Raw genomic sequence first — 14464 nt, 5'->3', positions numbered from 1 at the left:
TATGAAACTATTTATGCTCTTGCTTGTGCCGATACTCTCGGTGCAGGCAGCGGCCCAAATCGATAATACATTGCCGGCCGATAGCGACACCATCGGTTCGGAATGCACTCCGCTGGAAACGGTCGAAGCATCGGACGATAAGGCCTTGCAGGTGCAGGTGAAAGGTTTTCTTGATACCTACCATGCCGTCAGGACGGAGGGACGTACCGACTGGATGGCTTCGCGGACTCGGGCGCGGGGAGAACTCAAACTCGAAAAAGGGGCGGCTTCGCTCTTCCTATCCCTGAACGCCACCTACAACGGAATATTGAAAGAACGCACAGGACTGGAATTGCGCGAGGCTTATCTCTCTTATGCAAAGGGCAACTTCGACCTGCGCGTCGGGCGGCAGATTGTCGTATGGGGCGTGGCGGATGCACTGCGCGTTACCGATTGCGTGTCGCCGTTCGATTATACCGAGTTTCTCGCACAAGACTACGACGACATTCGCATGCCCGTCAACGGACTGCGTGCAAAATACACAAGAGGTTCGGTCACCCTTGAAGCCGTGTGCAATCCTGTGGTAAACTTCTTTATTCTGCCGACAGACGAGCGCAATCCGTGGGCAATACGCCTGCCATCTGCTACACTACCCTATACCACCGACTTGGAAAGCGGCAAGCCGGAAAAGAAAATCAAGAATATGGAGTTTGGCGGCCGGGCAAGCGTCAATCTCAGCGGAATAGACTTCTCCGTGAGTGCCTTGCGGACGTGGAACAAGTTGCCCGCCCTTTGCCCTGCCCTGTCGGGCGATGGAAGGACGCTCCACATCAACGGACAGTACCGCCGTATGACGATGTTGGGTGCCGACTGCTCATTGCCCGTCGGTCAGTTTGTCCTCCGCGCCGAAGTCGCCGAGTACATAGGTGAGGCACAAGGAAGCGGCTTGGGGCAGAATACCGTGCGGCGCAACACCCTCAACGCCCTTGCAGGGGTAGACTGGTATCCGGGTAACGACTGGAACATCAGCATGCAGTATTGCCATAAATACACATCGGGCAATCTCGCAGCACTCTCCATCTATCGCAATGCCGGACTTGCCACAGCAAGACTCTCAAAGGAACTGCTGCACAACACGCTGAAACTCTCCACCTTTGCCTACATCGACGTGGCAAGCGGCGGCATCTTCAACCGCCTTTCCGCCTCCTATTCTCTCAACGACGATATAGAACTCACCGTCGGCTACGACTATTTCCATGCCAACAAAGGCAAGTTTGCCATGTATGGTAAGAACTCCGAAGCGTGGGTGAAGATGAAGTACAGTTTCTGACTCCATTTTAATACATGAAATGACTATACTCAAAATAAAATAACAAGTGAACGTACGTAAAGAAGAAAAGTAGAATGTAGTCATAGGGTTGTAATGCTTGTTTTTCTCTAACTACATTCTAACTTTCTTTCTATCACAATTTTATATCTTTTGTAGTTATGTCGTAGGTTGATATCGGTGAAAGAGAAAAGTGTATCAATTGATACTGCCACGTCCATATAGGAATATCTGTTCTACCATAGGTGTAGGATGTGTACGTTGTCAAGCAAAAGTGCACAACTGCAAATATAGTTATTTACTCTGATATTTGTTTTTATTTAGAGCTTCACGATGGAGAGAGTCGAATATTATTGCCTCTCCAAACCGAAACAGAGGTATGTTCTTTAGGTGATATACCTAAATTATTTGTACACTTCCCTTTAATTGGCTCTAATTATTTTAATGTAAATTTCCTGTTCCACTCTCATCGTTTTACTCCTGAAGAAAAGCGTGATAATATTATTGTTCCAAAGAATAATGATGCAAATGAGAGCATTGTCCAGGACAATAAGAAAATACTAAATGAGATGACACAATACCTCTGGAAATTTCTTGAAATATATGTCGAAAAATGGGATAAAACTATTTTGATGGCTAATATTGACATAAAGGATAATGGATTTACAGAGAAGGAAACAGAAAATTATTATAAAGATCTAAAAGAAGAGTGGGTAACTGAATTTCAAAAACTAAAGTTGATTGAGATTGATGGAAAACGGTATTGTATGGATGAAGAAGAGCACCCTATGGTCTTAGAATCCTCACTAGAACAATTTTTATCTGAGAATGAAACAGAGTACCTTAATACCATTTACCCTTATGCAAAGAGGACAAAACTGATACCTTGCAAGGATGAAATACTTCAATGGTCAAAAATCATTAGCGTTTGGGATTGTGAAAAAGAAAAAAACTTTTTGACACTTGAAGACATCGTAAAATTTGTGAGTAAAGAAAAAGGTGAAAATCTACTGAACATGTTGAAATTACTTGTTGCGGCAGATGCTACACAATTCTTTGAAAAATACGAACTTATTCCTAACCGTGAAGGTGAATTAAAAAAGCGTGATGATTTACGTGATGCTAGAGTAATTCCCGCCGAGTTATATAACCTTGTAAAAGCAGTAGATTCAACCATCTGCATAAAGATGGTTGATATGGAATATCAAGATATAATTAAACTCACCCCATATACTCGACAAAATTTGCGAGAGGAATTAAATGATATTGTAGGGGAAAAAGAAAATACTTGTTGGAAAAATTCTGTGACTCCACAACCTTATGGTGGTGATTTCGAGAAAAGCATAATCAATCTCTGTTCTGCATTTACGACACAAAATGGTGATTCTAAGCGTAACAAGTTAATGCCTATAATCTATCGCTTTGAAGGAATTAAAGGCTATGAGGAAATATATATCCCTGCAGATGAAGAAGATCAAAATGGATTTGACCTATATCGGCAAGTATTTAAATCGCTTGTAGAGAATCAGATGATGAAAATTAGTAAAAAGAATAAAATGTGGACCGAAGAGAATATCAAGGATTTGGTCGATTTTGTTGACTATGCTCGAGGTGATGATTATAAAACATTCTGCACACAATATGCTATTTATCCTGACATGAATGGGTTTTTGCATAAACCTGACGACCTGAAAAAGAATATAAATGTAAGTACCAAGTTATTTGAATTATACACAGATGTCATTGGTGAAGATTTAAATGGTAAGTGCGTAGATTCTCGTTTTGCAGATTTCTTCTCCAAATATAATGAAGAGACATATCAATTCACTCCTGAAAGTGTTGCTAAAGAAATACAAAATAAATTGAGTTCTTCACAATACGATAATATAATCCTGCTTGATATTATAGAACTTACGGAGCAGAAAGGTACAGAAGGAGAGCAATGGCGGAGACTTTTCAAAGATATATATGATCAACGTGAATCAATAAGATATAAATTGGGCACTGATGAAGAACGTAAGGCCATCAATCGAATGATGAAACAGAAAAAGCCAGAATTACTTACAAAGATGGCAGATGTGTCTGAAAGATCTGATGCGGACAATGTGCTAAATAAAATAAATGAAGCTATTGATGCTTATGAGCATGAACAATACATTAAGATGTTAGGAGATTATGTTGAGAAGAATGTTCAACGCCTTATAGAAGAGACTCTAAAAGATACAAACATCTCTGTAAAGAATGAGCAAGGCGGTCAGGATTTAATACTAAGTAAAGATGGTTTTGAACCATATCGTATCGAAATTAAATCACGGTGGATAAATAAGGAACAGGCAATTATGTCTGCTTTGCAATTCCAAACAGCGGTAGAACACCCTATGCGTTATTCCTTGATCTCTGCTCAAATGTGGAATTTTGACAAAAAACGTGTAGAAAATGAGGAGTGCTTGAAAATTGAGGAAATGGAACAATTATTGAAAGTTTGTGACGATATTGGTCTTCTCGAAGCAGAATTAAAAAAAAGGGTTGATGCAGCTTTTGAAGGAGGAGAAGAAGATATAAGAATTAATGGCAGTTATGATGTCCGTGTTCCGCAGAAAGTTTTTAAACTTAATTTTGCAGAGCTAATTTCTTTGATACCTCAATTCCGCAGCACTTTTTCTTGTGAGATGATTTTGTGTGTTGAGACGTCTTTTTGCCTCTACATGTGATAGGAAGCGACCTTAGACTGGAATTTGCCCTTGCAGGCGCATAAAATCCCCCACCCAAGCCAATGGGGAAAATGAATGCCACAAAGAAATGCTGTTTATTCAAGGAACACTTCAGAGTAGTATGCTTTATTGGTATAAAGGTTTAGAACGTTCTGCCTTCCTGTGCGCACCCATTTCGCTGGCACACTGACAAAATTCATAACCAACCTCAACGCTCTTCCATTCTTCCAGCTGGCAGAACTCCTCGTGGCGGGTGCCACAGTTGGCAGCACGTATATAGAATGTGTTACAGTGTTGCTCTACGGTTTGGATAATTTCCTTTGAGAACGACCCACAGTCGGCACGGAAACGCTCTATTGTCACACCAAGTTCTGAGATTACTCGGTCCATAATGCGACGAAGCGTGTCTTCCTGATGAAATTTCACATTGGTGTTTCCATCACGATTCTCACCTCCAACGATAATGCCCCCCAATGGAAGCCCAACCAGGGAAGTAGCCAAAATCCTGTTTGTAAGAATACTTTGCATCGAACTTGTGGGCAGGAATAAACTGATGATCAAAGTCCAAGTCAACATGGCTGCCTACCTTTATAAGCCCCATCTGTCGTATCATTCGCAGAAGTAAGGTGTTCCGTTTCTCTGCTGCATTGAAGCTATACGACTTCCCAGAGATCTCGCTCTTATAGACGATATTCTCTTCGGCAAGTTCCTTAAGTCCACGTCCTACAGTGTCGGCACCAGGCAGTTGCGTGCCAGGTCTCTGCCTGAACTGCCCTATAAGCGCATTGATATCCTCAAGACATTCTCCACCACAAAGGTAACTGAAGAAGAGAGAACCGAAAATGTTTCCATGACTAAAAGCCTTATCGCTACACCCACATTTGCCCAAGACAGATTCTGTAAGTTTTTCAAAGCCCAACTTTGAAAATACGTCCATAATATGATAAATTCCACCGAAAGAAGTGATATTCTCGTTTTTAATTGCTATCTTTGTCATGTCACTTGTTTTGCTTGCTTTTATTTAACAGCACTATGTTAGGTGAAATTTCTGACATATCCAAGTGTTTTGAAGACTTTGTCACTCAGGCACTTGGGTTTCTTATAAGATTTTGTTCTGCGGAATTAAGGTGATAAAAGAAAAGTTCTATGGTTCTAAGGCTATTTAAATAAATAATGATAAAATAAAATCACGAGAATATGTTTTTTTTAACCGATGTATTGTAAGCGCAGCCTGCCACTGTACTCAGATATAACTCAAAGTCTTGTACCACGGATGGAGTAAATTCTGTAAGTCCTATATCCTTTCTTCCATATTTATGGATAAGGAACTCTGAGAAATGTCTTCTCAAAACACAGTACTTTTGCAAACTATCTTTGCTGATGGTGTGTCTGACGCGTTGCCTGATGTCTTCGTTGAACTTGTCAAATACTGGGAGAAAAGTCGTGTATTCCCTGTCTTTTCCTACAAACAATAGTCCGTTAAATTTTCGCAGTTTGCGAAGCTTTTACCCAAAAGGCAACAGGAATTGTGGTAGAAAGGAAACATGATAAGTCTCTGAGAAAGAGATAATTAGGCAACAGAATATAACAAAATATAACATAATAAAATCGGCTATCTCATTGAATTTCAGTAACTTTATAGATGTAAAAAGACAATAAAGTTTATGCTGATAACCAACTTGATTAGCCGATATATGAGGCTCTGCAAAGCAGCATTTAGTGCCGAAGATGGAGCAAAGTTAAACAAAAGTATTCAAACAAACGTCATGGAAATGCTTTTTCTTTTGATGGTCATCCCAAGGAAATGTAATTTCACGCAGATGGGACGCTATGGAAAGCGTGGCGAGCAATGCTATCGGCAGACGGCAGAGCGCAGCGTGAACTGGCTCGAAATGAATATGTGGCTGAGTGCTTTCGCCTTCAAGCAGGGTAAGGGTCGCAATGCCATCGTTATTGATCCAAGCTTCATTAAGAAGGCTGGGAAGCATACCCCATACGTGGGTACGTTTTGGTCGGGCTGTGCAGGTGCGGTAAAGCACGGTCTTGAGATTCTCGGCATCGGTGTGATAGATGTAGACCTGCATGAGTGTATGATGCTCAAGGCTGTGCAGACCACATTGGAAAAAGGGGAGGAGAAAAAAGAGATGAGTCTATACGACTGGTATGCCAAGGTGTTGGAGGACGACAAGGTAACCTTACAGCGTATTTGCAAGGTTCTTGTCGCCGACTCAGCCTTCTCCAAAAGACCTTTCATCGACAAGGTAATGAAGATGGGCTTCCATGTTGTGAGTCGCTTGCGTCATGATGCAGCCTTGTTCTATATATGGGACGGAGAGCCCACAGGAAAGCCCGGCCGTCCTCGTGTCAAAGGTGATAAGATTGACGTAAGGAACATCGACATATCCAAAGGCAATGAGCTTGATTTAGGAGAGACCAAAGGTACAGCCTATGCGCTCAAGGCATGGTGCAAATCCTTGCATAGGGTCGTGTCGCTTGTCATCCACGAGTTGCCCAACGGTGTCCGCCGTCTGTACTTCTCTACGGATGAGAGCATGAGTGGACGCGATGTGATGGAGTACTATACCACACGTTTCCAAGAGGAGTTTTGCTTTCGCGACGCAAAGCAATTCCTCGGTCTTACAGATTGTCAGGCACGCGACAAGAGAAAACTTGAATTTGCTTTCAACTCTTCATTCACAGCACTCAATGTGACCAAAATCATGTGCAAGGAACTTGGCACGTCCATCGGTCGACTTAAAGCGCAGATGGTCAATGCCTACTATGCGCAACGAATTATTGACGTGTTCGAGAAGAACCCGAACACGCCATTAAATAAAGAAAGGATAAATGATATATTTAGTTTCGATGCTGACGCAGCATAATATTTAACGGACTATTGTACAAAGAAAGAACGGATTTTTTCCAATGACAGGGACTCGTCATCCTCAAACTTGCGGTAAATTCCATTCAGTGTAGTGGAAATAGAGTCCAATGCCGCATTGACGGACAAACTTTCTGCCGTCCGGCTTTTGAGCCGACTTGTGGCATTATTCCACATTGTCTTGTCCACGAAGATTTTCGTAGATCCAAAATTTGACATCTCTCCGTTAAGGAATACACGGAGCATTACAGGCGACTTTCCTTCTTTGTTCTCATAGTTTGAGCGTAGGTAGAAGGATACCTTGAAATTTGTTCTCATAATGTATCATTCTTTTGTGTAGCACTCGGCTGCAAAGTTAATATATAACACTCTGAAAAAGAAAGAATTAATGCCGTCAATATGGTATTCAAAATCCCGTCATTGCTACATTTTTTATTGCTACAATTTTTGTGTAGCAGTTTATGTAGCAGAATTTGACCGAATGATGATTGTCAAAACATAGGTTTATGCCGTCAGGCGATAGAGGTATATACAAATAAAAATCGTTGTAAAACCTTGATTTTACAACGATTATCTAAATTGTGAAGGCTAAAATGACAACTTTTGTGAAGTCCTTTTGAAACCTATTAGCGGAGAGAGAGGCTCTTTCTCTTGAACCTTCAAATAGTATCATATACGTTCAATCTATTGTATAATAGAGATTTATACAGAATGTTAATAAAATAAGATTTCATGAAAAATCTTTGGTAATATCAAAATTTGGGTGTAATTTTGGGTGCAGAAATCTATACACCCAAAAGCATGAACATCAAACGAAACATTATCTTCACGTTGGAAAGTAGGAAGAAGGACGGTGTTCTCATTGTTGAGAATGTGCCTATCCGTATGCGTGTCAATTTCGCTTCCAAGCGGATTGAGTTCACGACAGGCTATCGCATCGATGCTGCCAAGTGGGATGCAGATAAGCAACGTGTAAAGAATGGTTGTAGCAACAAACTGAAACAATCAGCTTCTGAAATCAATGCTTCACTCTTGGGCTATTATACAGAGGTGCAGGAAATTTTCAAAAAGTTTGAGGTAGAAGAAATAATGCCAACCCCTGAACAAATTAAAGAAGCATTCAATGCATTGCACAAACCTATAGAGAAAGAATTCAAACCGAGAAAATCAACACCTAATGCTTTCTACAAGGTATTCGATGAGTTTGTGAGAGATTGTGGACGACAGAATGATTGGACTGATTCTACTTACGAGAAGTTTGCTGCTGTGAAAAATCATTTGATGAACTTTCGTGATGGACTTACATTTGATTTCTTTGATGAGAAAGGTCTAAATGATTATGTTACCTATCTTCGTGATGTAAAGGAAATGCGCAATTCTACCATTGGCAAGCAATTAAGTTTCTTGAAGTGGTTTTTACGCTGGGCTTTCAAGAAAGGTCTACATCAGAACAATGCTTACGATAGTTATAAGCCTAAACTCAAAAGCACACAGAAGAAAATCATCTTTCTCACTTGGGAGGAACTGAACAAACTCCGAGAGTTCGAGGTACCTGCTGCCAAGCAAGCTTTAGATAGAGTGCGTGATGTATTTCTCTTCCAATGCTTCACGGGCTTGCGCTACTCCGATGTGTTTAATCTTCGTAGAAGTGATATAAAGGGCGACCATATTGAGGTTACAACGGTTAAGACTTCTGATAGTCTGATTATCGAGTTGAATAAACATAGTAAAGCGATTCTGGATAAATATAAGGATGTGGTATTTGAAGATGACAAAGTTTTGCCTGTCATTACTAACCAGAAAATGAACGATTATCTTAAAGAGTTGGCAGAATTGGCTGGTATTGACGAATCTGTACGTCAAACTTATTATAGAGGTAATGAGCGCATTGACGAAGTTACACCTAAATATGCCTTGCTTGGAACACACGCTGGTCGTAGAACGTTTATCTGTAATGCACTTGCATTGGGTATTCCTCCGCAAGTAGTTATGAAATGGACTGGGCACAGCGATTACAAGGCTATGAAACCTTACATAGATATTGCGGACGACATCAAGGCAAATGCCATGAGTAAATTCAATCAATTATAATACCGAAACAATATGGGCCAAGAAATAAATAAAGCAGAAAAACAAGATTTATTACTCGTTGTTCAAGCCATCGGTTCTGATCTTGAGCATACGCAAGTACGCATGATAGCCTCTGCAAATGCAGATATGCTTTTCCACTATTGGAAAGTAGGGCACTTTATTCTCTACCTCCAAAAGAAAGAAGGTTGGGGAAGCAAAGTCATAGATAATCTTTCCAAGGCGATACGTTCTAAATATCCTGATAAGAAAGGCTATTCCACTCGTAACCTTATCTATATGTGCCAATTCGCCAAAGTCTATCCTATGGAGATTCTATTAGAAGTGGGTAAGGTTGAAAAACAGCTTAATAGTACTTCGGTTGATAATGTATTACAACTTACAAACGAACTCAATCAATTTACGCAAGAACCTCTTGCGCAAATCCAAGCTACAGGTAATCTAGGAGATATAATTACGCAAGAACCTGTTGCACAATTAGGAGAGATATCTGAAGTACTGTCTGTCATTTACCAACACGATATAAATCAGATAGAAGACATTTTTAAGCAGTCTGCCGTAGTTCGCACTAATTGGGCGAGCCATGTTATATTGCTTAATAGCAAGCTGCCTTTGGGTGAACGTTATTGGTATATCACGCAGGCGGTTGCAAATGGCTGGAGTAGCAATGTTCTGCAAATGCAGATTGAAACCAATCTTTTCGCTCGGCAGATTACGGCAAAGAAAGTGAGCAACTTCTCTGTGCGATTACCCAAACCGCAAAGCTACCTTGCCAATTATCTGATGAAAGACCCTTACATCTTTGATATGATGGGACAGACTGATAAAATGGCAGAACGAGACATTGAACGGCAATTGGTTTCGCATATTACGAAATATCTTCTGGAAATGGGTTGTGGCTTTGCATTTGTGGCACAGCAGAAGCATTTTGAAGTGGGCGATTCTGATTTCTATGCCGACCTCATACTCTATAACATCCAACTACATGCATACGTTGTTATCGAACTTAAAGCCACACCTTTCAAGCCTGAATATATGGGGCAACTGAACTTCTACATCAATGTAGTGGATGATACCCTCCGTGGCGAACACGACAATAAGACCATCGGCTTGCTTCTCTGTAATGGTGGTGATAAAGTCGTGGCACAATATGCTCTCTCAGGCTATGACCAACCAATTGGTGTGAGTGATTACCAACTGTCAAAAGCAATCCCTGACAATCTAAAATCTGCATTACCTACGGTGGAGGAAGTTGAGGAAGAATTGTCCAAGATCGTTGGGGTAGATATATTAAAGAAAGACTAAAATAATAAAATTGCGATAGAAGATATCATTATTGATAAAATAATATGACTATAAAATTAAATTCCGTAGAGCTCAGTATAGCAAAGGCATATACCGCTCCTAATTACAAGAGTAAAAGGGTGCTTACTAAAGTCCCATTTTCCTATGTAGAACTATGGCTTATTAGTCAGCCTAAGGAAAAAACTCAATATGCTAGATTCTTTTGGAAACAAGCCATGAATTTCTATAACGCAGCAAAGGAATTACCTATAGAATCCAAACCTCTTATTGCATACTATTGTTGTATGAATGCCGCTAAATCACTTATATCTTTGAAAAACGATAATGATCCGTTAATAAATATCAGCCACGGGGTTTCATCAGACCGTAATTCGAATCAAAGTATCTTAAACAAGGAAATTATTCTTGAAGGTGGAGGCGTGTTAGCCAAACTTGCTAATTGTATAAAAGATAGTACAAATAAAGAAAGGATCAAAGTGTTGGATCTCCTTCGAAATCTGCCAGCTATTCATCGTACGTTTAGTATTACTTGTTCTAAAAAAACTGAGCTATTTATTCCTATAGAAAACATAGTTTTCAAATTAAATAAACCGCATAAAAAAGCTTATATTCAATTCACTATCGATGACGCATATTCAAATGGTAATACATTAAGAAATATACCGAAAACTTTCGAAAAAACTAAGGATACAGAAGCTGTTATTTTTAGGGTAAAAAAGAGATTTGATTGGGATATTCACAAAAAGGAAAGCGAAAGAATACAGAAACTTGTGAAATATCATAACAAAATCAGACATAATTTCTTTTATATAAGAGGGTTTCAAACATCCTGGTATATTAAGAAAAATGTAAAAGGAGTTGTGAACCGTAGTCCTCTAGTAATTACTTATGCATTAATGCATTGGTTAAGTGAATTAGTAAGATACAATCCCCAGGAATTTAGTCAACTACTTTCGGGACATTATAATTGGTTAATTAATGAATTTATGGATATATGTTTTCAGCAATTTATAGACGAAATTTGCTGTGAAATAACAGGCGAAAATATTGGATATGGAAAATCTATATAATTGATGAGTGAAAATACGAAATTTTCTGTTGCTAAACAATAAGTTATCTGCAAGTAGAAAAATAAACTACTGAACGAAGACACTCCAAGAATCTGTACTAAATAGATTCTTGGACTGTTTGCTATTTATTCAACTGCTTTTTTAGTTCTCTTTGCTCTTGCTTAATCTTATCTTGTTGTAACAATAACTCCGCTTGCCGTTGCAGGGCTTGCTCGTAATCAAAGACCTTCTGCTCCAACTGCTGAATGGTTTGGGGATTTCGATGCGAAGTAAAAATGCTGTCAAGATGAGCGAATTCTGAAGCGGTTGCTTTACCCTGCATACGCAGATAGCGATAACGCAGGTCGTAATCAGAGGCTGTTTGCAGTTGGTTGGCTCCCATACCGAAGAACCAGCAACTCATCATGACCAGCCCAGAAACCAATAAGAGTAGCATACGCTCGGCTAATTGCACGCTTGCAAAGAGCGAGTAGTTCTTGTATTCTAAAGATTTTTGATGCTTGCTGATAAGCTGTTGCAACGCTTCAAACTTTGGGTCAAGCTTCTTACTCGACTCTGATAGTGCCTCCAAAACAAAAAGTTGATACTCCTTGATTTTGGCTTGAGTTTCTTTCGAGAGATGGATTTGTACAGCTCCTTGCGTTTTAATGCTATCTCCCTTTGGATTAGATAGCTGTTCAGCAATAGTAGCGTGCAGTTCTACCTGTGCCTTACTGATGGCTTTGCATTCTTGTTTGAGTTCTTCGAGAATATCGAGAACAGGTGCTATTTCGTTATTCATACTGATATAAATTTGATGTGATTAAATTCTACGTTTGCGATTAGCTTTATTACGGAGTTTCTTTTGAAATCGAAGTTCATCAACATCTACGCCATTACTTGGTGTTGGCATAGAAAACACTTCACTAATTGCTTCAGATAGGTCGGTAATAAAATTGCTTTCATCTACAGAATGTACCATAGGTTCATTTTGTTGATTAATTTGCTCTTGTTTGTGAGAATTTTGTTCTATCTCAGCATTGAGGCGAGAGAAAGAGCACGTTCGGTCTATCTTTGAGCCACTGAAACTACATCCGTCTTTTTCAAAGGTGATTCCTTGTACAACATCGGTATTACCTTTTGTTTTGAAACGAGTGGTAATATCTTGTTGCTCTAACCCTGCAACAAAATCTTTCCAAGTCTGAGATTGAGGTAATATAAACTTAATGGTATCGAATATTTCATATCGCAATTTATCCTCACCTCTCAATCGCGAGCGGTTTACCTCTTGCTTTCCTTCGCCAATGGTTAGACCATAACGCTCAGTCAGTCCTCGACAAATCTTTGTGGAACGATACTTTTCGTTGCGGTCGCTGATGGTCTTACCGTCATTTCCAATGCGATTGATACAAATGTGCAGGTGCGGATGCTGGCGGTCGTTGTGCCTTACGATAAGGCTCTGTGTGTCGCCATAGCCCATTTTATGAAGATATTCGTTGGCAATCCTCACCATTGTTGCATCTGTTAGTCGTTCTGAATCATGTGTCGAGAATGAGAGTATGGTATGACAAACTGGTTTCTGTACACTTGGACGCATAGAGGCTTGCAAGTTGAAGTCGTGTGCAACGTCATTTGGTAAAGAACTGCGCACGCCATTGGCTTGTAAGACCTTGACTTTACCTTCACGTTTGCTGAGCATATAATTGACAACTCCACTGAAGTTTGTTCCTTTAATAATCTTGGCTATCATGGCTTCAATCGTTTCATAAGTTCATGAATAAGTTGTTTCAGCGCATTCAGTTCTTCGTTGAGTGCAGAGATGCCGAAAGCATTGAGTCGATGGGCAATCTGGTTAAGATTGTTTGCCATGCCAGAAACTGTACGGATGAGTTGCATTTCCTCTGGCTTGATTCGGCTCTTTACTTCTGCATTTGTAATGAGCTGCCGTAAAAACTCAGGTCGAGGGATAGAGGCTTCACGTGCTTTTCCCAACAAGGTGTAGTACTCCATTGTATTAAGCCGAAGAAGTACTTGATATTTCCGTTTCTCTGATAATGTCTTGGTGGGTCGCCCACCTTTATTCTTCTGTTCCATTTTTTATTTTTTAATGAGACCAACGGGATTTGTCCTCCCAACTTGGGGAGCAAGTAGGTTTTGAGATACTCAAAACACAAACTTGCTTCCCAGATACATACTATCTTCTGATACCACGCTTCGTGGTCGGTGATAACGGCTGTTTGCATTTGAGTTGGGATTGAGTTACGAGCCATTCGTTAAGGTCTTTGTGCTCTAGGTAGCGTGTAGAACCATCAACGATTTGCGGACATATTTGCTTCAAAACGGCAAAAGATTTACGCCCGGCATCGTCATTATCCAGAAAACCTTCTACTTGCTTGTAGCTTTTTATCTTCTCTTGTATGCGTGGCAAAAGAGCCAAAGAATTAAGAACTATGGCATCGGAGGTTGAAGAAGGATTTAGCGTTTGCCACGAAAGAAAATCCATAAATCCCTCAAAGATTTGTAGGCGGTCGGTTCCTCTTTTAATCGTTGTAACAGCCTTTGGGGCGATGCATCCTTTGAAGTACATATTGCGGATTTCCCATCCCAAAGCATCGTTTGCAAATCCAATGGCATAGTATGTCCGTTTCATGTTTTGGAATAGAACTTCCGAGCAGTAGGCGCTGGCTACGGGAAGAGGAATAGCACGTGCTGCGAGATAGCGGAACAAATAGGGATTGGAGAGCGGTTGCGCAGATAGGATTTCCAATTTGCGCTCGGAGATTTTTCTTTCACCACCAAAAGAAAATTCTTGATGCGCTACTTGTTTAGCACCACTCAAAAGCCTGATGGCTTCGCTGATAGTGCAACGATGTAAAGCGCATACAAGGTCGATGATGTCGCCATGTTCGCCTGAGCCGAAGTCGTACCACTGGTTGCGCTCTGTATTGACTTTGAAGGATGGTGTACTTTCGTTGCGTAGTGGGGAGCAGTACCAAAAGTGAATTCCTTGTACTCGTGCAGGTGAATAACCCTGTTGCTGCAAATAATCTGTGATAGAGATTTGCTTGATATTTTGTATTTCCATTGTGATTTTGTATTGATGTTTGAAATGAATAAGTCTCTC

The 14464-nt window shown here is 40.3% G+C and carries 10 protein-coding genes and 3 pseudogenes; 6 read left to right on the top strand and 7 right to left on the bottom strand.

From position 1 onward, the window contains the following. Window position 1 precedes the first annotated feature (1 nt). Window positions 2-1309: a DUF1302 family protein gene (locus J5A56_RS12300; protein ID WP_211815534.1), complete on the top strand. Its 1308-nt coding sequence runs from the start codon at window positions 2-4 to the stop codon at window positions 1307-1309. Window positions 1310-1560: 251 nt separating this feature from the next. Next, the gene (locus tag J5A56_RS12295; protein WP_021671289.1) at window positions 1561-4017 is read left to right on the top strand and encodes a hypothetical protein; all 2457 of its coding nucleotides are present in this window, start codon (window positions 1561-1563) and stop codon (window positions 4015-4017) included. A gap of 177 nt (window positions 4018-4194) precedes the next feature. Here the strand turns inward: J5A56_RS12295 and J5A56_RS13860 are convergent. Together J5A56_RS13860 and J5A56_RS12285 are read right to left on the bottom strand one after the other, a co-directional pair. Continuing rightward, window positions 4195-5014: pseudogene (locus J5A56_RS13860) on the bottom strand (transposase); the annotation flags it as partial. Window positions 5015-5219: 205 nt separating this feature from the next. Then, window positions 5220-5486: pseudogene (locus J5A56_RS12285) on the bottom strand (phage integrase SAM-like domain-containing protein); the annotation flags it as partial. 195 nt (window positions 5487-5681) lie between these two features. Between J5A56_RS12285 and J5A56_RS12280 the strand changes: the two are divergent. Then, window positions 5682-6899, top strand: a complete 1218-nt coding sequence (locus J5A56_RS12280) for a transposase (RefSeq protein WP_211815533.1) — start codon at window positions 5682-5684, stop codon at window positions 6897-6899. A gap of 17 nt (window positions 6900-6916) precedes the next feature. Here the strand turns inward: J5A56_RS12280 and J5A56_RS12275 are convergent. After that, window positions 6917-7216: pseudogene (locus J5A56_RS12275) on the bottom strand (Arm DNA-binding domain-containing protein); the annotation flags it as partial. A 483-nt stretch (window positions 7217-7699) separates the two neighbouring features. On the opposite strand from J5A56_RS12275, the gene J5A56_RS12270 reads away from it, so the two are divergent. The 3 genes from J5A56_RS12270 to J5A56_RS12260 are packed head-to-tail and all read left to right on the top strand — an operon-like array spanning window position 7700 to window position 11361. Further along, the gene (locus J5A56_RS12270; RefSeq protein WP_021671740.1) at window positions 7700-8989 is read left to right on the top strand and encodes a site-specific integrase; all 1290 of its coding nucleotides are present in this window, start codon (window positions 7700-7702) and stop codon (window positions 8987-8989) included. 12 nt (window positions 8990-9001) lie between these two features. Beyond that, on the top strand, window positions 9002-10291 hold the full coding sequence (locus J5A56_RS12265; protein WP_211815532.1) for a PDDEXK nuclease domain-containing protein: 1290 nt from the start codon (window positions 9002-9004) through the stop codon (window positions 10289-10291). A gap of 44 nt (window positions 10292-10335) precedes the next feature. After that, window positions 10336-11361 carry a YaaC family protein gene (locus J5A56_RS12260; RefSeq protein WP_021671737.1) on the top strand — a complete coding sequence of 342 codons (1026 nt, stop codon included), beginning with the start codon at window positions 10336-10338 and terminating at the stop codon, window positions 11359-11361. A 121-nt stretch (window positions 11362-11482) separates the two neighbouring features. Here J5A56_RS12260 and J5A56_RS12255 read toward each other — a convergent pair whose 3' ends face one another. From J5A56_RS12255 to J5A56_RS12240, 4 genes are all read right to left on the bottom strand, one after another. After that, complete coding sequence (locus J5A56_RS12255; protein WP_021671736.1) at window positions 11483-12142, bottom strand: hypothetical protein; 660 nt, start codon at window positions 12140-12142, stop codon at window positions 11483-11485. Window positions 12143-12163: 21 nt separating this feature from the next. After that, window positions 12164-13090: a relaxase/mobilization nuclease domain-containing protein gene (locus J5A56_RS12250; protein ID WP_021671735.1), complete on the bottom strand. Its 927-nt coding sequence runs from the start codon at window positions 13088-13090 to the stop codon at window positions 12164-12166. Continuing rightward, on the bottom strand, window positions 13087-13434 hold the full coding sequence (locus tag J5A56_RS12245) for a plasmid mobilization protein (RefSeq protein WP_021671734.1): 348 nt from the start codon (window positions 13432-13434) through the stop codon (window positions 13087-13089). Before J5A56_RS12245 ends, J5A56_RS12250 begins: the two co-directional genes overlap by 4 nt. Window positions 13435-13534: 100 nt before the next feature. Beyond that, window positions 13535-14425, bottom strand: coding sequence for a CHC2 zinc finger domain-containing protein (locus J5A56_RS12240; protein ID WP_036919691.1), 891 nt, complete (start codon window positions 14423-14425; stop codon window positions 13535-13537). Between the last annotated feature and the right edge of the window lie 39 nt (window positions 14426-14464).

The sequence above is a fragment of the Prevotella melaninogenica genome (assembly GCF_018128065.1).
GTDB lineage: Bacteria > Bacteroidota > Bacteroidia > Bacteroidales > Bacteroidaceae > Prevotella.
The sequence above is the reverse complement of the archived record's forward strand: the minus strand, read 5'-3'. Positions and strand labels throughout refer to the sequence as shown.